We start from the raw sequence: 17,892 nt of genomic DNA, 5'->3' as shown, positions 1-17,892 counted from the left end.
CCCTTCCACCCCTCACCCGACAACAAGGTGCCTCATGACCGCAACCGAACTCCTGGACGCCCCCGTATCGCAAAGCGACGCGCCTGACTGGCAGGAAATGTACGACTTCGTCAAAGCGCGCGAATCCGGCGCCCGCACCTATGCAAACTCCATCGACACGGTCATCGAGCGCGGCCGCCTGGCGCGCGTCTTCGACCGCGCTGGCCGCGAGTACCTGGACTGCCTGTCCTGCGCCGGCACGCTGGCCACCGGCCACAACCACCCGCAGGTTCAGGCGCGGGTGCTTGAATTTCTGCAATCCGGCCACGTGACCCAGGCGCTGGACATCACCACGCCGGCCAAGTACCGCTTCCTGCGCAAGCTGCTGGAATGCCTGCCGCCCGACTTCGCCCGCCACGTCCGCATCCAGAGCTGCGGCCCCAGCGGCGCCGACGCGGTGGAGGCTGCGATCAAGCTGTTCAAGACCGCCACCGGCCGCCGCGGCGTGCTGGCCTTCCACGGCGCCTACCACGGCATGACCGCCGGCGCGCTGGCGCTGACCGGCAACCTCGGCGCCAAGCGCCAGGTGGCGTCCCTGATGCCGGACGTGCATTTCCTGCCCTATCCCTATTCCTACCGCTGTCCCTTCGGCGTCGGCGGCGAGCGCGGCGAGGACATCTCGCTGGCCTACATCGAACGCGCGCTGAGCGATCCGGAGAGCGGCATCATCCCGCCGGCGGCGATGATAGTCGAGGCGGTGCAAGGCGAAGGCGGCGTGATCCCGGCCTCGGCCCGCTGGCTGCGCGGCATCCGCGACATCACCGCGCGGCTGGGCATTCCGCTGATCATCGACGAAATCCAGACCGGCTTCGGCCGCACCGGCCACATGTTCGCCTTCGAGCACGCCGGCATCGAGCCGGACGCGGTGGTGGTTTCCAAGGCGGTCGGCGGCGGCTTCCCGCTGGCGCTGCTGCTCTATCACGAGAAATACGACGCCTGGCAGGCCGGCGCCCATGCCGGCACCTTCCGCGGCAACCAGATCGCGATGGCGGCCGGCGCCGCCGCGATGGAGGTGATTCAGTCCGAGCAGTTGGTGGCCCAGGCCAGCGCCAAGGGCCAGCGGCTCGGCGCCGCGCTGCGCGGCCTGGCCGAACGCCTGCCCGTCATCGGCGACGTGCGCGGCCGCGGCCTGATGTGGGGTGTGGAAATCGTCGATCCCGACGCGCCGGCAGACGCGCTGGGCAGCCGCCCGGCCGATGGCGAGCTGGCGCGCGCGATCAAGAGGCGCTGCCTGGCCAACGGCCTGATCATCGAAACCGGCGGCCGCCACTCGGCCGTGCTGCGGCTGCTGCCGCCGCTGGTGATCAGCGAGGACGAACTGGACGAGGCGGTCGACAAGCTGGAGCGCTCGATGCGCGAGGCGATGGAGGGCTGATGGATATCCGCGGAGAAATGCTGATAGGCGGCGAGCCGGTCTATGGCCGTGAAGGCGAGCTGCGCGCGCGGGACCCGGCCAGCGGGGAAGCGCTGGAGCCCGCGTTCGGCTGCGGCGGCGCGGTCGATGCGGAGCGCGCCTGCCTGCTGGCGGGCCGGGCCGCCGCGCCGTTCGCCGCCGCCGACGGCGAAACGCGGGCGCGGCTGCTGGAAGCCATCGCCGCCGGCCTGCTGGCGCTGGGCGGCAGGCTGCTGGAGCGGGCGGCGCGCGAAACCGGACTGCCGCAAGCGCGGCTGATCGTCGAACGCGGCCGCGCCGTCGCCCAGTTGCGCCAGTTCGCCCGCGCCGCGCGCCAGGGCCTGGATGCCGGCGCGGTGCTGGAATTGGGCCAGCCCGACAAATTGCCGCCGCGCCCCGACCTGCGCGTCCGCCGCGTGCCCATCGGGCCGGTGGCGGTATTCGGCGCCGGCAACTTCCCGCTGGCGTTCTCGGTGGCCGGCGGCGACACCGCCTCCGCGCTGGCCGCCGGCTGCCCGGTGGTGGTCAAGGCGCATCCGGCCCATCCCGGGGTCTCGGAATTGACCGGCCGGGTCATCCGCCAGGCAGCCGCCGACTGCGGCCTGCCTGGCGGCGTGTTTTCGCTGCTGATCGCCGATGGCCACGCGCTGGGCCGGCAATTGGTCGAGCACCCGGCCATCGCCGCCGTGGCCTTCACCGGCTCGCGCCGCGGCGGCGAAGCCCTGATGCGCGCCGCCGCGCTGCGCCCCCGGCCGATCCCGGTGTACGCCGAGATGGGCAGCCTGAATCCGGTGCTGGCGCTGCCGCATGCGCTCGCCGCGCGGGCGGAAACCATGGCCGCGGCCTGGGTGGACGCGCTGACGCTGAACGCCGGCCAGTTCTGCACTTGCCCGTCGCTGCTGCTGGCGGTGGAGGGAGAAGATCTGGACCGGTTCCGCCGCGCCGCGGCAAACGCGGCGGCGGCCAAGCCGGCGGACACCATGCTGACGCCGGTCATCCACGACGCCTACCAGAGCGCGCTGCACCGACTGCGCCGCACTCCGGGCGTCGCCGAGCTAGCGTCCGGCCAAGCCGGCGGCGGCCCGTACGCGGCGCAGGCGGCGCTGTTCGAAATCGACGCTGCCGGCTTCGCCGCGCGGCCGGAGCTGGCCGAGGAGGTTTTCGGCCCCTGCGCGCTGATCGTCGCCTGCCGCGATCAGGACGAGCTGCTGTCCGCCATGGCCGGCCTGGACGGCCAGCTCGCCGCCACGCTGCAAATGGACGACGCCGACCTGCCGCTGGCGCGCCGGTTATTGCCGCTGCTGGAAGCGCGGGCCGGCCGGGTGCTGGCCAACGCGTTTCCCAACTGGGTGGAGACATCGCCGGCCATGGTGCATGGCGGACCGTTCCCAGCGGGCTCCGACAGCCGCGCCACTTCGGTCGGCCTGGCCGCGATGGACCGCTTTCTGCGACCGGTGTGCTACCAGAACCTGCCGGCGGCGCTGCTGCCGCCGCAGGTGGCCGACGACAATCCGCTGCGGCTGTGGCGGCGGGTGGACGGCGCCTGGAGCCAGGGCTGAGCGTCAGCCGCGCCCGCTTCTCGCGGGCGCGCCGCCGCTCCACTGCACCGCCAGCACGCTGGCCAACACCACCGCCATGCCCAGCAGCGATTGCGCGGACAGCGCCTGTCCCAGCAGCGCCCATCCCAGAATCACCGCGGTCAGCGGACTGAGCAGGCCCAGCGACGACACCGCCACCGGCGACAGCCGCGCGATGCCGCGGAACCACAACAGATAGGCCAGCAGCGCGCCGAACAAGCCCAGGTAGGCGTAGCCGGCCACCTGCGCCCAGCCCAGGCTGGGCAGCGGCGGATCGACCGCCAGCGCCAACGGCAGCAGCATCAGCCCGCCCAGCGTCAACTGCCAGCCGGTCAGCGCCGTCACCGGAGCCGGCAGCTGCCAGCGCCGGGTCAGGTAAGTGCCACAGGCCATCGCCACCGCGCCGCCGAAAGCCGCCAGCATGCCCAGCCCATCCCAGCTAGAACCCGGCGACAGCAGCAGCGCCGCCATGCCGGCCACGCCCGACAGGCTGGCCCACAGCGCCAGCGCCGCCGGCCGCCTGCAGTCCAGCCGCCAGGCCAGCGCCATCACCAGCAAAGGCTGGCAAGCGCCCACCACCGCCGCCAGGCCGCCCGGCAACCGGTAGGCGGCGACGAACAGCAAGGCCTGGAACGCGCCGATATTGAGCGCCGACAGAATCAACAACCTGCCCCACTCCGCCGAGCGCGGGCGCCAGCCGCCCATCCACACCAGCAGCAGGCCTGCCGGCAGCACCCGCAGCAAGGCCGCGATGAATGGCCGGTCCGGCGGCAGCAGCTGGGTGGTGACGATGTAGGTGGAACCCCAGATCACCGGGGTGAGCGCAGTGAGCAATACGTCGCGCCAGTGGCCGGCTTCATTTTCCGCAGACATGGGCAATCCTTCCGCTTGTGCTTATAATTCAAACATGATTAACTTGAATTCAAGATAACATTTATCTCGAATTCAAGGCAAACAAATCTTGAAATCAAGACAAGGAGACGGCATGAGCGATGCTCTTCCCGGCGACGCGGTAGACCGCATACTCGAACAATGGGCGCGCGAGCGCCCGGATCTGGACGTCAGCCCGATGGGCGTGATCGGCCGGCTCAGCCGCTGCGCCGCGCTGCTGTCGCAACGTCTGGACGGCGTGTTCGCCGAATACGGCCTCAGCGGCTGGGAGTTCGACGTGCTGGCCACGCTGCGCCGCGCCGGCGCGCCTTACCAGCTGGCGCCGACTGAATTGTTCTCGTCGCTGATGGTCACTTCAGGCACGATGACCCACAGGCTGAAGGTGCTGGAGGGCAAAGGCTGGATCGTGCGCGAAGCCAGCAATCAGGATGCTCGCAGCACGCTGGTGCGCTTGAGCGGCGACGGCTTCGCCTTGCTGGAGCGCGCGCTGGAAGGCCACGTCGCCAATGAGCACGCGATACTGTCCGCGCTGCCGGCCCGCAGCGTGGACGCGCTGGAGAAGCGGCTGGCGGAATTGCTGGCCGCGCTGGAAACGCCGCGCGGCTGAGCCGGTTTATTTCTAATCATGGAATAATCCATTGCCTGCGATGGGTGTTTATGTTTTCGTCATCCTCAGGCAGAGTGAAGGCCTGCATTCCGCTTTCGCCCCTAGGAGAAACGCATGACCCGCCCTGCCCTCAAACTGTACGATTTCGCCCTGTCCGGCCACAGCCACCGCGTCCGGCTGATGCTGTCGCTGCTGAACCTCGAGTACGAAACCATTCCGGTCAATCTGCGCGAAGGCGAACATAAGCGGCCGGACTTCCTCAAGCTCAACCGCTTCGGCCAGATTCCGGTGCTGGCCGACGGCGACGAAACGATTCCCGACTCAAACGCCATCCTGGTCTACCTGGCGCGCCGCTACGGCCATGGCGACTGGCTGCCGGCCGATCCCCTCGGCGAAGCGCGCGTGCAGCGCTGGCTGTCCGCCGCCGCCGGCCCTCTGGCTTTCGGCGCCGCCCAGGCCCGGCTGCACAAATGGCGCGGCGTGCCGCTGGACTATGAATTGGCCGCCAGCCGCGCCAAGGCGCTGTTCCAGGTCATGGACGAGGAACTAGCCGAGCGCCCCTTCCTCGCCGGCGACGCCGCCACCATCGCCGACGTCGCGCTGTACACCTACACCGCGCGCGCGCCGGAAGGCGAAATCCCGCTGGAGCCATATCCGCATGTCCGCGCCTGGCTGACCCGCGTCGAGGCGCTGACCGGCTTCCTGCCCATGCCAGCCATCAACGCTTAAACGACAGGAAAAACGGATGTCCGACGCCCGCCCCGCCCCCTCGCCCTGGCATCCCGGCGAACAGGAAATGCAGCGCCGCGCCGGCAGCCAGCAGAGGATGGCCGCCACGGGTCCGCGCGTGATCCGCGACCATATGCCGGAACAGCACCGCGACTTCTTCCGCCAGCTGCCCTTCATGGTGATGGCGGCGGTGGACGAGGCCGGCAGGCCGTGGGCGGGCATCGTCGAGGGCAGGCCTGGCTTCGCCGGCTCGCCCGATCCGCGCAGCTTGCGGATAAACGCCCAGCCCAGCCCGGCCGATCCGCTGCGCGACTGCCTGCGCCCCGGCGCAGCGGTGGGTGTGCTCGGCATCGAGCTGCACACCCGCCGCCGCAACCGGATGAACGGCGAGCTGACGGCGCTGGACGACGATGGCTTCACCATCGCCGTCGGCCAGTCATTCGGCAATTGCCCCAAATACATTCAGCTGCGCGAATTCGAATTCGCGCGCGAACCGGGGCCGCGCATCCTGGGCTCGGTGGAGTGGATGCACGAGCTGGACGACGACGCGCGCGCCGCCATCTCGTCCGCCGACACCTTCTTCATCGCCAGCGCCTGGGCCGGCGAAGACGGCCGCTGGCAGGCCGACGCGTCGCACCGCGGCGGCAAGCCCGGCTTCGTCAAGGTGGACGGCGACACGCTGGCCATTCCCGACTTCGCCGGCAACGGCTACTTCAACACCCTGGGCAATCTGCTGCTGCAGCCTCGCGCCTGCCTGCTGTTCGTCGACTTTTCCAGCGGAGACACGCTGCAGCTTGCCGGCCGGGCCGAGGTGCCGGACATGGAAGCGCCGCCCCCATTGGCCGGCGCCGAGCGGGCGTGGACCTTCCGCGTCGAGCGCGTGGTCCGCCGCCGCAACGCTTTGGCGCTGCGCTGGACGCTGCGCGAGTACTCGCCGTTCACGCTGGCCACCGGTTCCTGGCCGCAGCAGGCCCCGGAGCGGCAATGGCTGCCGCTCCAGGTCAGCCGCGTGGAGGACGAAAGCGATTCGGTCAGATCGATCTACCTGGCGCCAGCCGACGGCTCCCCGCCTCCGGCGTTTCTGCCCGGCCAGCACCTGAGCCTGAAAGTGGCCGGCGTGGACAGCGTGCGGCTGCGCAACTACACGCTGTCGCGGACCGGCGGCTACCGCATCAGCGTCAAGCGCCAGGGCAAGGCATCCGCCCGGCTGCACCAGCTGGCGCCGGGCGACATCGTCGAGGCGCTGCCGCCGCGCGGCGACTTCACGCTGGCGCATGCCGACCGGCCAATCGCCATGCTGGCCGGCGGCATCGGCATCACCCCGTTGCTGGCCATGCTGCACCAATTGTCTGAAAACCCCGCCGCGATGCCGCCGACACTGCTGGTCTACGCCACCCGCGCCGTGGCCGAGCGCGCGTTCGACGCGGAGCTGGCAACTCTGCGGGCCAGGTCCGCCGGCCGGCTGCGCATCGTCACGGCCGCCAGCCAGCCGGAAACCGGACGCCGGCTGGGCGTGGATTACCAGCATGCCGGCCGCGTCGACATCAAGCTGCTGCTGCAGTCCGGCGCGGATCTGGCCGGCGATTTCTACCTGTGCGGCCCCGCCGGCTTCATGCAGGCGCTGTACGATCAGCTGACCGCCGCCGGCGTGGAAGACAACCGCATCCACGCCGAAGCCTTCGGACCCGCCGGGCTGCAGCGCAGCGGCCATGCCGCGCAAGCGTTGCCACCGCCGGCCGACGGCGCGGTGCCGGTCAGGTTTTCCGCGTCCGCCATCAATGCCGAATGGCAGCCCGGCCAGAGCCTGCTGGAACTGGCCGAATCCTGCGGCCTGAACCCTGACTTCAGCTGCCGCGGCGGCACCTGCGGCAGTTGCCGCGCCGCGCTGCTTGCCGGCCAGGCCACCTATCTGCAGCCGCCGGACTATCCAACCCGGCCCGGCGAGATCCTACTGTGCTGCGCCTACCCCGCCGCGGGCGCGGACAAGCTGGAAATCAATCTCTAAGCCGCGGGTCGGCGCGCAGCCGCTCAGCCAGAAAGTCGATGAAGCGGCGCATCCGCGTCGAGCCGTAACGGCTTTCGGCATGGACGATGTGTATCGGCAGCGGCGCGCTCTCGTAAGCTGTCAGCACCCGCTCCAGCCTGCCTGCCGCCAGCGCCTCCGCCACCTGGTAGGACATCGCCCGGATCAGGCCGAAACCGCCCTGCGCCGCGTCTATCGCCACGTCGTTGCCGCTGACCGTCAGCCGCGGCCGCACCCTCACCCGCCGCTCGCCGCCCGCGCCGAACTTCCACTCCAGCGAGGCCGAGGCGGCAGTGGAGGCGATCACCGTGTGTTCTTGTAAATCCTCGGGCGCGGCCGGCGCGCCATGGCGAGCCAGATAATCCGGCGCCGCGCACACCAGCCGCCTCACCTCGCCCACCCGAACCGCGCGCAGCGAGGAATCGGGCAGATGGCCGATGCGCACCGCCGCGTCCAGCCCTTCCTCCATCAGATTCACCACGTTGTCGCGCAGCTGCGCCGACATCTCCACCAACGGGTGCTGGCGCAAAAAGTCCAGCACCGCCGGCATCACGTACAAACGGCCGAACAGCACCGGCGCAGTCAGCCGGATCAGACCGCGCGGCTCGGCGTTGCCCCCCGCCGCCGCATCCTCCGCCTCGGCCACCGCCGCCAGAATGCGGCGCGCGTCGTCCAGATAACGCGCGCCGGCTTCGGTCACCCTGACGTAGCGCGTGGTGCGGTTCAGCAGGCGCACGCCCAGGTTTTCCTCCAGCGCCGCCACCGCGCGCGTCACCGCCGGCGGCGACAATTTCAGCCTGCGCGCCGCGCCGGCGAAACCCTCTTCCTCCGCCACGGCGACGAAAACGCCCATCAAATGGAAACGGTCCACTCACTATTCCTCGTAACGGAACAATCAATTAAATAAAACAGATATTCTTCCAAAATAAAGAATTTGGCAAAGTGCTCTCCATGGCGGAAACGTTCCGCCCCACTCCAGGAGACTTGCCATGAACCGCATCGCCATCCCCGCCGCCGAGCACATCCCCGCCGCCAGCCAGCCGCTGCTCGCCGCCGTGCAACAACAACTGGGCATGGTGCCCAATCTGATGAAGCTGCTGGCCCACAGTCCGGCCGCGCTGGAAGGCTATCTGTCGCTGAACGGCGCGTTGGCCAAGGGCAGGCTCGACGCCGCGCTGCGCGAACGCATCGCGCTGGCGGTGGCCGAATTCAACGGCTGCGACTACTGCCTGTCCGCCCACAGCTACCTGGCCAAGCATGTGGCCAAGCTTGGCGATGATGAAATCGCCGCCGCCCGCGACTTCGCCAGCGCCGACGCCAAACAGGCCGCCGCGCTGCGCTTCGCGCTGAATGTGGCGGAACAGCGCGGCAGCGTGGCCGACGCCGAACTGGCCACCCTGCGCGGCGCCGGCTTCGACGAGGCGGAAACGCTGGAGATCGTGCTGACGGTGGCGCTGAACATCCTGACCAACTACGTCAACAACGCCGCCGCCACCGCGGTGGACTTCCCGCTGGTACAGTCTCGCGGCTAAGCCCGCCGCAGCCGGAAGCCTGCGGGCTTCCGGCCCTTCCATGCCCATGGTCTTTTATTGTCCGCCAGGCTGCTCCATTCGTCCCCATGCCTTAAAATGGCGTCAACTGTTCCGTTTTCCGCGGCCGCCGCCGCGGCTTTGCTCCCGATGATAGAAAACAATCCCAATATGCTGCTGCTCGCGGTGTTCGAGCGCGCCGCGCTGATGCTGATGGCGCTGTTCTTCCTGACCCGCGTCCGGCCGTTCCAGCATCTGCTGCGCCAGCAGGCCCACAGCCCGGCCGAGCTGGCCGGCGTGTCGCTGCTGTTCTGCCTGTTCGCCGTGTTCAGCACCTATACCGGCATTCCGGTGGACGGCTCGCTGGTCAACGTCCGCACCATCGCCATCCTGGCCGGCGGCATATTGTTCGGCCCCTGGGTGGGCATACCGGCCGGCATCGTCTCCGGCCTGCACCGCTACCTGATAGACATCCACGGCTACACCTCGCTGCCCTGCCTGATCTCCAGCATCTGCGCCGGCCTGCTAGCCACCGCCATCCACTTCCGCGCCGGCCGCAAGCGGCTGTGGCTGTACGGCATCGCCGCCGGCATCGCCTGCGAAAGCCTGACCATGGCGCTGATCCTGTGGCTCACCGAGCCGGCGGTCGGCCAGGCCATCGTCGGCCACATCGCCTACCCGATGATCACCGGCACCGTCTGCATCGGCCTGATCATCAAGCTGGTACAGGACCTGGACGACGAGAAGGAGCTCTTGGCGGCGCGCCAGGCCAAGCTGGCGCTGACCATCGCCAACCGCACCCTGCCCTATTTCCAGAATGTGGACCGCGACGCGCTGGTGGAGGTATGCACCGTGATCCGCAACCACATCGGCGCCGACGCGGTGGCCATCACCGACACCCGCGACGTACAGGCCTATGTCGGCCTGGGCAAGGACTACTACGAGCCGGCCGACCACTCCGCCATCGGCGAGATCACCCGCCGCGCAGTGCGCGAGGATGCGATCATCATCGAGAACGACCTGCGCCAATACCGGGTGGCAGACTTCCACTCGGTGATCATCATTCCGCTGCGCGAAAACGGCCGCGTCACCGGCACGCTGAAAATCTTCTTCCGCAAGAGCGGCGGCATCACCGGCTCGCTGCGCGAACTAGCCGTCGGCCTGTCGCAGTTGATCTCCACCCAGATGGAGGCGTCGCGGATCAAGCAGTTGCAGGAGATGGCGCGCAAGGCCGAGTTCGCCGCGCTGCAGAGCAAGATCAACCCGCACTTCCTGTTCAACGCGCTGAACGCGATCTCGTCCTTGATCCGCATCCGGCCGGCCGACGCGCGCCAGCTGATCGCCCAACTGGCCGACTATCTGCGCTACAACCTGTCGCTGGGCGACACCCTGATCGACATCCAGGAGGAGCTGAAACAGGTGCGAGACTATGTGGCCATCGAGCAGGCGCGCTTCGGCGACAAGCTGTCCGTCGTGTTCGATGTCGACGAAGTCCACGCCCGCGTGCCCAGCCTGCTGCTGCAGCCCCTGGTGGAAAACGCCATCCTGCACGGCATCCAGCCGCGCAAGGAGCCTGGCGAGGTGCGCATCGCGGTGAAGAAGCTGGTCGATCGCATCCGGGTATCGGTGCGCGACACCGGCTACGGCATCAGCCAGGAAGTGATGGACGGCATCGCCGAGGGCAAGGTGGAGAGCCGCAGCATAGGCCTGTCCAACGTCAACGAGCGCATCAAGCTGCTGTACGGCGAGGGCCTGCGGCTGGCCCGGCTGGAGCCCGGCACCGAAGTGAGTTTCGAACTGCCGCTGGAGGACGCCGCATGCTGAAGGCGCTGATCGTCGAGGACGAATACCTGGCGCGCGAAGAGCTGGCCTACCTGATCCAGGAGCACAGCTCCATCGAGATCGCCGCCAGCGTCGAGGATGGACTGGAGGCGTTCAAATTCCTGCAGGAGCGCGATGTCGACGTGGTGTTCCTCGACATCAACATCCCGTCGATAGACGGCCTGCTGCTGGCCAAGAACCTGCACAAGACCGCGCGGCCGCCGCGCATCGTCTTCGTCACCGCCTACAAGGAATTCGCGGTGGACGCCTTCGAGGTGGAAGCCTTCGACTACATCCTCAAGCCATACAACGAGGCCCGCATCATCGGCCTGCTGCGTAAGTTGGAAGCGCTTGAGTCCGCGCCCCCTCCGACCGCCTCCGTGCCCGCCGCGCCCCATGCGACGGAAAGCGCGTCCCTCAGCCGCACAGTCAACCTGGCCAAGGGCGACAGCATCATCGTCACCCCCTGCGAAGAGATCTATTACGTGGAGGCCGACGAGAAGGTCACCCTGGTCTACACCGCGCGCGACCGCTACGTGATGGCGATGAGCATCAGCGAGTTCGTGTCGCGGCTGCCGGCCGACAGTTTCTTCCGCTGCCACCGCTCCTTCTGCGTCAACATCCACAAGATCCGCGAAATCGCGCCCTGGCAGAACAGCACCTACATCATCAAACTGTACGACCTGAAGGCGGAAATCCCGGTCAGCCGCAACAATATCAAGGCCTTCAGGCAGTTGATGCATCTTTGATTGCAGTTCATTCCGCGCCGTCTGCATTCCATTCCCGCGCTGCGCCGCCTCCATAAGCGCGGGCTTATAGTCATGCCAACAGTAATGACTTTAAGCGAGCAGCGCCATGAACGCCTCAAGCAACGCCATCCGCTACCGTACCCTGGCCGGTACCGTCATCACCCAGTTCGCGCTGGGTTCCGTCTACACCTGGAGCCTGTTCAACGCCCAGCTGTCGCATAAGCTCTCCGAGCCGGTCAGCCAGGTGGCTTTCGCCTTCGGCCTGCTCAGCCTCGCCCTGGCGGTGGCGTCGTCGATGGCCGGCAAGCTGCAGGAGCGCTTCGGCGTGCGCAAGGTCGCCATCGCTTCCGGCCTGATGCTGGGCCTGGGCTTCTACCTGACCTCCCACGCCGGCAGCCTGATCATGCTGTATCTGTGCGCCGGCCTGCTGGTGGGCTTCGCCGACGGCGCCGGCTACCTGATGTCGCTGTCCAACTGCGTGAAATGGTTTCCGGAACGCAAGGGCCTGATCTCCGCCTGCGCCATCGGCGCTTACGGCCTGGGCAGCCTGGGCTTCAAGTTCATCAACCTGGCCTTGCTGTCGCGCTTCAGCCTGGAAGCCACCTTCCAGCTGTGGGGCCTGATCGCAATGGCCATGGTGGTGGCCGGCGCCTTGCTGATGACTGACGCGCCGCAGCAACCGGCCGCGGCGCAAACCGGCGGCAGCCGCGACTTCACGCTGGCCGAGGCGATGCGCCAGCCGCAATACTGGATGCTGGCGCTGATGTTCCTGACCGTGTGCATGAGCGGCCTGTACGTGATCGGCGTGGCCAAGGATATCGGTGAGAGCTTCGTCCACCTGTCGGCCGCCACCGCCGCCAACGCGGTGGCCGTGATCGCCGTGGCCAACCTGTCCGGCCGCCTGGTGCTGGGCGTGCTGTCCGACAAGATGCCGCGCATCCGCGTCATCACCATCGCCCAGATCGCCGCGCTGGCCGGCATGCTGACCCTGCTGTTCGCCCCGCTCAACGCCAGCCTGTTCTTCGCCGCCATCGCCTGCATCGCCTTCAGCTTCGGCGGCACCATCACCGTCTACCCGTCTCTGGTCAGCGATTTCTTCGGCCTGAACAACCTGACCAAAAACTACGGCGTGATTTACCTGGGCTTCGGCATCGGCAGCATAGTCGGCTCCATCGTCGCCTCGCTGTTCGGTGGCTTCCTCGCCACCTTCCACCTGATCCTGGCGCTGCTGATCGTCGCCTTGCTGTTCTCGCTGACCATCCGTCAGCCGGGCGCGATCCAGACCAACAAGGAAGCGTTCGACGCCGAGCCGCATCTGGGCAAGGCCTGAGCTTGACGCCTTCCAGATAAGACAAAGCCCCCGGATTCGGGGGCTTTCGCATGCTTGGGCTTGGCAATTAGAACCTGCTCACGATCTTTATGGTTTTGAATCCGCTACGCGGATAATCGTTTTCATAGCCGGGGCTGCCCGGCGGACAGGGAGGGGATATTTGCTTGGCCAAATATCCCCTCCACCCCTAAAAGCCACCCTGCAAGCCTGGCTTGCGGCTTCCCGTCGGGCCCCGTCAGACCCGAGGCGCGGCTGAACTCGTCCCGCGCTAACGTCGCGGGACTCAAACAGACAGCCGCTTAAACCCTCGGGTCTGCCACCCGACGGCAGGCTTGAAGGGACCTAGACGCATCGGATACGCGGTTTCCCGCAAGCTAAGCCTAAAAACCGGACAAGAGATCATGAACAGATTCTTATAAGACGCTGACAAAAGCCTAAACCAAGGCGCGCCGACGCAGGCAGTAAAAATAGTACGTACCAGGAGGCGCAACCGCAGGATCAGGGTTCTTGCTAACGCCTCTTGGCCAGCCAGATGTCCAGCTGGCGGGCAAAGGCCTGCCGGTCCGCCTGGCTCAAGGGCGGCGGTCCTTCGGTCTGCACGCCGCTGGCGCGCAGATTGTCCATGAAGTCCCGCATCGTCAGCTGGGCGGCGATGGTCTCCTTGGAGAAAGCGTCGCCGCGCCAGTTCAGCGCCTGCGCGCCCTTGGCCAGCACCTCGGACGCCAGCGGGATGTCGCCGGTGATCAGCAAATCAGTCGGCTCGATGCGGCGGGCGATCTCGTTGTCGGCCACGTCGAAGCCCTTGGGCACCTGCAGCGCGCGGATGTTCGGCGCCTTGGGCACCGTCAGCAGCTGGTTGGCGACCAACACCAGCTCCACGCCGGTGCGCTGCGCCGCGCGGAACAGCACTTCCCGTATCACCTTGGGACAGGCGTCGGCGTCTACCCAGATCGTCATGTCGGCTTCTTTCTCTATCAACAGGCCGCCATGATACCCGTCAATCCCGACAACCGTATCCAGCGCATCGCTGCAGCCGCCGTTTGCGAGTACAAGCGCCCAACACCTCAGTTCGCTGTCATCGCGCCATATTGACGCTTACGTAAACGTAAGCGATGATGTGCTCATCAGGCGCCGCCAGCCGCGCCGCACGCCCAACGAGGAGAATTCCATGTACAGCAGCCTGCGCTTCGCCTTCGGCGAGACTTACGACCTCCTGCGCGAATCGGTGCGCGACTTCGCCGAGCGCGAGATCGCGCCGCGCGCCGCCATCATCGACCAGGACAATCTATTCCCGGCCGATCTGTGGCGCAAATTCGGCGAGCTCGGCTTGCTCGGCATCACCGTCAGCGAGCAGTACGGCGGCGTGGACATGGGCTACCTCGCCCACATGATCGCGATGGAAGAAATCAGCCGCGCCAGCGCCTCGGTGGGCCTGTCCTACGGCGCTCACTCCAATCTGTGCGTCAACCAGATCTACAAGAACGGCAACGACGCGCAGCGCGCGAAATACCTGCCCAAGCTGATCTCCGGCGAACACGTCGGCGCGCTGGCGATGTCCGAGCCCAACGCCGGCTCCGACGTGGTCAGCATGAAGCTGAAGGCCGACAAGACCGACGGCGGCTACCTGCTCAATGGCAGCAAGATGTGGATCACCAACGGCGGCGACGCCGGCACGCTGGTGGTGTACGCCAAGACCGACGTCAACGCCGGCCCCAAGGGCATCACCGCCTTCATCATCGAGAAGAGCTTTGCCGGCTTCAGCCACGGCAGCAAGCTGGACAAGCTGGGCATGCGCGGCTCCAACACTTACCCGATCTTCTTCGACAACTGTTTCGTGCCCGACGAGAACGTGCTCGGCGGCGAAGGCAATGGCGTGAAAGTGCTGATGAGCGGCCTGGATTACGAGCGCTCGGTGCTGGCCGCCGGCCCCTTGGGCATCATGCAGGCCAGCCTGGACATCGTGGTGCCCTACCTGAACGACCGCACCCAATTCGGCCAGCCGATAGGCGATTTCCAGCTGATGCAGGGCAAACTGGCCGACATGTACGTCAAGCTGTCCGCCAGCCGCGCCTATGTCTACGCCGTGGGCCAGGCGCTGGACCGCGGCGAGACCGGCCGCCAGACCCGCAAGGACGCCGCCGGCGCCATCCTGTACGCGGCCGAGAACGCCACCCAGCTGGCGCTGGACGCCATCCAGTGCCTGGGCGGCAACGGCTACATCAACGAATACGCGACCGGCCGCCTGCTGCGCGACGCCAAGCTGTACGAAATCGGCGCCGGCACCAGCGAGATCCGCCGCTGGCTGATCGGCCGCGAACTGATGGCCGAAACCCGCTGAGAACGACGGATAAAATGCCTGATGCCGCGTTGCGCAGCCTTGCCTCAGGCCTTTTCTCCTGCCGCTCTCCACTATTTTCCGGCAACGCTCAGGAAACCCGAACATGACCGCCGCCGAACGCATCGTCCAGGCCCAGCTGGACGCCTACAACGCCCGCAATCTTGAAGCCTTCGCCGCCTGCTACGCCGAGGACGTCAAGGTCTACCGCCTGCCGGCCATGACGCTGAGCCTGAATGGCCGCGCCGCGCTGGCCGACCACTACGCCAGCAAGCGCTTCAACCTGCCCAAGCTGCACGCCGCGCTGCTGCACCGCATCGTGCAGGGCAGCCGCGTCATCGACCACGAGGACGTGACGCTGGACGGCGAGAACCACATGCGCGCCGTCGCCATCTACGACGTCAACGCCGATGGCCTGATCGCGGCGGTGTGGTTCGTCGACGCCGAATGACAAGGTAAAAGAACATGCCCATCCTCGAATCCAAGCTGTCGCCGCGCGCCGCGGACTTCGTCGCCAACGCCGACAAGATGCGCGCGCTGGTAGATGATCTGAAACAGAAAGTCGCCCAAGCGGCCTTGGGCGGCGGCGAGAAAGCCCGCGCCAAGCACACCGCGCGCGGCAAACTGCTGCCGCGCGAGCGCATCGACATGCTGCTCGATCCCGGCGCGCCGTTCCTGGAATTGTCTCAGCTCGCCGCCTACGGCATGTACGGCGACGACGCCCCCGGCGCGGGCATGATAGCCGGCATCGGCCGCATTTCCGGCGTCGACTGCCTGATCATCGCCAACGACGCCACCGTCAAGGGCGGCACCTATTATCCGATGACGGTGAAGAAGCATTTGCGCGCGCAGGAAATCGCCCGCGACAACCGCTTGCCCTGCGTCTACTTGGTGGACTCCGGCGGCGCCTTCCTGCCGCTGCAGGACGAGGTGTTTCCGGACAAGGAGCACTTCGGCCGCATCTTCTACAACCAGGCCAATCTGTCCGCCGCCGGCATTCCGCAGATCGCCGTGGTGATGGGCAGCTGCACCGCCGGCGGCGCCTACGTGCCGGCGATGAGCGACGAAACCGTCATCGTCAAGGAACAGGGCACCATCTTCCTGGGCGGCCCGCCGCTGGTTAAGGCCGCCACCGGCGAGGTGGTCAGCGCCGAGGAACTGGGCGGCGGCGATGTGCACGCGAAAATCTCAGGCGTCGCCGACCACCTGGCCCAGAACGATGCCCACGCGCTGTCCATCGCCCGCCGCATCGTGTCGGACCTGAACTGGAAAAAACAGGGCGAACTGGACCGCGCCGAGCCCAAGCCGCCGCGCTACGCCGCGGAGGAAATCTACGGCGTGATTCCGGCCGATCCGAAAAAGCCGTTCGACGTGCGCGAGATCATCGCCCGGCTGGTGGACGATTCCGACTTCGACGAATTCAAGCAGAACTACGGGACCACATTAATCACGGGCTTTGCCCGTTTGAATGGTTACCGCGTCGGCATCCTGGCCAACAACGGCATTTTGTTTTCCGAATCCGCGCTGAAGGGCGCGCACTTCGTCGAATTGTGCTGCCAGCGCGGCATTCCATTGATCTTCCTGCAGAACATCACCGGCTTCATGGTGGGCAAGAAGTATGAGAACGGCGGCATCGCCAAGGACGGCGCCAAGCTGGTGACAGCGGTGGCCTGCGCCAAAGTGCCCAAGTTCACCGTGCTGATAGGCGGCAGCTTCGGCGCCGGCAACTACGGCATGTGCGGCCGCGCCTACTCGCCCCGCTTCCTGTGGATGTGGCCGAACAGCCGCATCTCGGTGATGGGCGGCGAACAGGCCGCCGGCGTGCTGGCCCAGGTGAAGAAGGAACAGCTGGGAGACGCCTTCACGCCTGAGCAGGAAGAGGCTCTGAAAGCCCCGGTGCGCCAGCAGTACGAGGAACAGGGCCACCCCTACTACGCCAGCGCCCGCTTGTGGGACGACGGCGTGATCGACCCGGCCCAGACCCGCGACGCGCTGGCGCTGGCGCTGGAGGCCTCGCTGTCGGCCCCGGTCGAAGCCACGCGCTTCGGCGTGTTCCGGATGTAAGGAGCGGATGATGAGCTACACCACGCTGCAAATCGAGCAACAGGGCAAGGTGGCCACCGTCTGGCTGAACCGGCCGGATCTGCACAACGCGCTGAACGAGGTGCTGATCGCCGAGCTGACCGAGGCGATGCGCCAGTTGAACCGCAAGCAGGACGTGCGCGTCATCGTGCTGGCCGGCCGCGGCAAGAGCTTCTGCGCCGGCGCGGACCTGGACTGGATGCGCCGCGCCGCCGGCTACAGCGAAGCCGAAAACCTCGCCGACGCGCAAAAGCTGGCGGCCATGCTGAAAGGCGTCTACCGCAGCGCCAAGCCGGTGATCGCCCGCATCCACGGCGCGGCGATGGCCGGCGGCACCGGCCTGGCCGCCGTCTGCGACATCGCAATCGCCACCGACGCCGCCAAGTTCGCGCTGACCGAGGTGAGGCTGGGCCTGGTCCCCGCCACCATCGGCCCCTATGTCGCCGACGCCATCGGTCCGCGCCAGGCCCGGCGCTACTTCCTGTCCGCCGAGCGCATCACCGCCGGCACCGCGCTGAAGCTGGGCCTGATCCACGAGCTAGTCAGCGAAGAGTTGCTGGACGAGCGGGTGGCCGAAATCGCCGAAGAGCTGGCCAAGGGCGCGCCAGGCGCGCTGCGCGAGGCCAAGCTGCTGCTGGCCGAACTGCGCGAAGGCTCGCCGTGGGACGACCAACTGCTGGAGCACACCGCCGGCCGCATCGCTTCCATCCGCGCCGGCGAGGAAGCGCGCGAGGGGCTGGCTTCGTTCTTCGAGAAACGCGCGCCGAAATGGCAGGAATAACAAGGA

At 67.3% G+C, this 17,892-nt stretch carries 16 protein-coding genes; 13 read left to right on the top strand and 3 right to left on the bottom strand.

The window, feature by feature from the left end; genetic code table 11:
- Nucleotides 1-34 precede the first annotated feature (34 nt).
- Together BKX93_RS22085 and BKX93_RS22080 are read left to right on the top strand one after the other, a co-directional pair.
- Nucleotides 35-1,414, top strand: a complete 1,380-nt coding sequence (locus tag BKX93_RS22085) for a diaminobutyrate--2-oxoglutarate transaminase family protein (protein ID WP_222103271.1) — start codon at nt 35-37, stop codon at nt 1,412-1,414.
- Entirely contained in the window at nt 1,414-2,991 is a 1,578-nt protein-coding gene (locus BKX93_RS22080) for an aldehyde dehydrogenase (NADP(+)) (protein ID WP_070981396.1), read from the top strand. The genes BKX93_RS22085 and BKX93_RS22080 overlap by 1 nt, the downstream gene beginning before the upstream one ends.
- Nucleotides 2,992-2,994: 3 nt before the next feature.
- On the opposite strand, the gene BKX93_RS22075 is transcribed toward BKX93_RS22080, so the two are convergent.
- Nucleotides 2,995-3,882, bottom strand: a complete 888-nt coding sequence (locus tag BKX93_RS22075; RefSeq protein WP_046158703.1) for an EamA family transporter — start codon at nt 3,880-3,882, stop codon at nt 2,995-2,997.
- A 112-nt stretch (nt 3,883-3,994) separates the two neighbouring features.
- On the opposite strand from BKX93_RS22075, the gene BKX93_RS22070 reads away from it, so the two are divergent.
- From BKX93_RS22070 to BKX93_RS22060, 3 genes are all read left to right on the top strand, one after another.
- Entirely contained in the window at nt 3,995-4,507 is a 513-nt protein-coding gene (locus tag BKX93_RS22070) for a MarR family winged helix-turn-helix transcriptional regulator (protein ID WP_046167048.1), read from the top strand.
- 114 nt (nt 4,508-4,621) lie between these two features.
- A complete protein-coding gene (locus BKX93_RS22065) occupies nt 4,622-5,236 on the top strand; it encodes a glutathione S-transferase family protein (protein WP_046158701.1) in 615 nt (204 codons plus the stop codon).
- Between the two features lie 16 nt (nt 5,237-5,252).
- Entirely contained in the window at nt 5,253-7,241 is a 1,989-nt protein-coding gene (locus BKX93_RS22060) for a 2Fe-2S iron-sulfur cluster-binding protein (RefSeq protein ID WP_070981394.1), read from the top strand.
- Here the strand turns inward: BKX93_RS22060 and BKX93_RS22055 are convergent.
- Complete coding sequence (locus BKX93_RS22055; protein ID WP_046167050.1) at nt 7,231-8,130, bottom strand: LysR family transcriptional regulator; 900 nt, start codon at nt 8,128-8,130, stop codon at nt 7,231-7,233. The two genes, BKX93_RS22060 and BKX93_RS22055, sit on opposite strands and share 11 nt — an antisense overlap.
- 118 nt (nt 8,131-8,248) lie before the next feature.
- Here BKX93_RS22055 and BKX93_RS22050 point away from each other — a divergent pair, with 118 nt between their 5' ends.
- From BKX93_RS22050 to BKX93_RS22035, 4 genes are all read left to right on the top strand, one after another.
- Nucleotides 8,249-8,791: a carboxymuconolactone decarboxylase family protein gene (locus tag BKX93_RS22050; protein WP_046167051.1), complete on the top strand. Its 543-nt coding sequence runs from the start codon at nt 8,249-8,251 to the stop codon at nt 8,789-8,791.
- Between the two features lie 147 nt (nt 8,792-8,938).
- Nucleotides 8,939-10,612: a sensor histidine kinase gene (locus BKX93_RS22045; protein ID WP_070981392.1), complete on the top strand. Its 1,674-nt coding sequence runs from the start codon at nt 8,939-8,941 to the stop codon at nt 10,610-10,612.
- Nucleotides 10,606-11,358, top strand: coding sequence for a LytR/AlgR family response regulator transcription factor (locus BKX93_RS22040; protein WP_070981390.1), 753 nt, complete (start codon nt 10,606-10,608; stop codon nt 11,356-11,358). The genes BKX93_RS22045 and BKX93_RS22040 overlap by 7 nt, the downstream gene beginning before the upstream one ends.
- Nucleotides 11,359-11,464: 106 nt before the next feature.
- Nucleotides 11,465-12,688 (top strand): L-lactate MFS transporter, encoded by a 1,224-nt coding sequence (locus tag BKX93_RS22035; protein WP_070981388.1) that lies wholly within the window; start codon nt 11,465-11,467, stop codon nt 12,686-12,688.
- Between the two features lie 510 nt (nt 12,689-13,198).
- On the opposite strand, the gene BKX93_RS22030 is transcribed toward BKX93_RS22035, so the two are convergent.
- Entirely contained in the window at nt 13,199-13,645 is a 447-nt protein-coding gene (locus BKX93_RS22030; protein WP_046158694.1) for a YaiI/YqxD family protein, read from the bottom strand.
- A 211-nt stretch (nt 13,646-13,856) separates the two neighbouring features.
- Here BKX93_RS22030 and BKX93_RS22025 point away from each other — a divergent pair, with 211 nt between their 5' ends.
- The 4 genes from BKX93_RS22025 to BKX93_RS22010 all read left to right on the top strand — a co-directional run bounded on the left by BKX93_RS22025 (nt 13,857) and on the right by BKX93_RS22010 (nt 17,886).
- Nucleotides 13,857-15,026, top strand: a complete 1,170-nt coding sequence (locus BKX93_RS22025; RefSeq protein WP_070981384.1) for an isovaleryl-CoA dehydrogenase — start codon at nt 13,857-13,859, stop codon at nt 15,024-15,026.
- A gap of 103 nt (nt 15,027-15,129) precedes the next feature.
- Complete coding sequence (locus tag BKX93_RS22020) at nt 15,130-15,474, top strand: nuclear transport factor 2 family protein (RefSeq protein ID WP_070981382.1); 345 nt, start codon at nt 15,130-15,132, stop codon at nt 15,472-15,474.
- 14 nt (nt 15,475-15,488) lie between these two features.
- Complete coding sequence (locus BKX93_RS22015) at nt 15,489-17,087, top strand: carboxyl transferase domain-containing protein (protein WP_046167057.1); 1,599 nt, start codon at nt 15,489-15,491, stop codon at nt 17,085-17,087.
- A gap of 10 nt (nt 17,088-17,097) precedes the next feature.
- Entirely contained in the window at nt 17,098-17,886 is a 789-nt protein-coding gene (locus tag BKX93_RS22010) for an enoyl-CoA hydratase/isomerase family protein (RefSeq protein WP_046158690.1), read from the top strand.
- Nucleotides 17,887-17,892: the final 6 nt, after the last annotated feature.

Source organism: Chromobacterium vaccinii, from assembly GCF_001855275.1.
Taxonomy (GTDB): Bacteria; Pseudomonadota; Gammaproteobacteria; order Burkholderiales; family Chromobacteriaceae; genus Chromobacterium; species Chromobacterium vaccinii.
Note: the sequence above shows the minus strand (reverse complement) of the source record. Positions and strands in the feature narration are given on the sequence as shown.

Bases quoted from the DNA above. Each gene is read 5' to 3' on its own strand.
- BKX93_RS22085 (WP_222103271.1), top strand. From the start codon at position 35: ATGACCGCAACCGAACTCCTGGACGCCCCCGTATCGCAAAGCGACGCG.
- BKX93_RS22080 (WP_070981396.1), top strand. From the start codon at position 1,414: ATGGATATCCGCGGAGAAATGCTGATAGGCGGCGAGCCGGTCTATGGC.
- BKX93_RS22075 (WP_046158703.1), bottom strand. From the start codon at position 3,882: ATGTCTGCGGAAAATGAAGCCGGCCACTGGCGCGACGTATTGCTCACT.
- BKX93_RS22070 (WP_046167048.1), top strand. From the start codon at position 3,995: ATGAGCGATGCTCTTCCCGGCGACGCGGTAGACCGCATACTCGAACAA.
- BKX93_RS22065 (WP_046158701.1), top strand. From the start codon at position 4,622: ATGACCCGCCCTGCCCTCAAACTGTACGATTTCGCCCTGTCCGGCCAC.
- BKX93_RS22060 (WP_070981394.1), top strand. From the start codon at position 5,253: ATGTCCGACGCCCGCCCCGCCCCCTCGCCCTGGCATCCCGGCGAACAG.
- BKX93_RS22050 (WP_046167051.1), top strand. From the start codon at position 8,249: ATGAACCGCATCGCCATCCCCGCCGCCGAGCACATCCCCGCCGCCAGC.
- BKX93_RS22045 (WP_070981392.1), top strand. From the start codon at position 8,939: ATGATAGAAAACAATCCCAATATGCTGCTGCTCGCGGTGTTCGAGCGC.
- BKX93_RS22040 (WP_070981390.1), top strand. From the start codon at position 10,606: ATGCTGAAGGCGCTGATCGTCGAGGACGAATACCTGGCGCGCGAAGAG.
- BKX93_RS22035 (WP_070981388.1), top strand. From the start codon at position 11,465: ATGAACGCCTCAAGCAACGCCATCCGCTACCGTACCCTGGCCGGTACC.
- BKX93_RS22030 (WP_046158694.1), bottom strand. From the start codon at position 13,645: ATGACGATCTGGGTAGACGCCGACGCCTGTCCCAAGGTGATACGGGAA.
- BKX93_RS22025 (WP_070981384.1), top strand. From the start codon at position 13,857: ATGTACAGCAGCCTGCGCTTCGCCTTCGGCGAGACTTACGACCTCCTG.
- BKX93_RS22020 (WP_070981382.1), top strand. From the start codon at position 15,130: ATGACCGCCGCCGAACGCATCGTCCAGGCCCAGCTGGACGCCTACAAC.
- BKX93_RS22015 (WP_046167057.1), top strand. From the start codon at position 15,489: ATGCCCATCCTCGAATCCAAGCTGTCGCCGCGCGCCGCGGACTTCGTC.
- BKX93_RS22010 (WP_046158690.1), top strand. From the start codon at position 17,098: ATGAGCTACACCACGCTGCAAATCGAGCAACAGGGCAAGGTGGCCACC.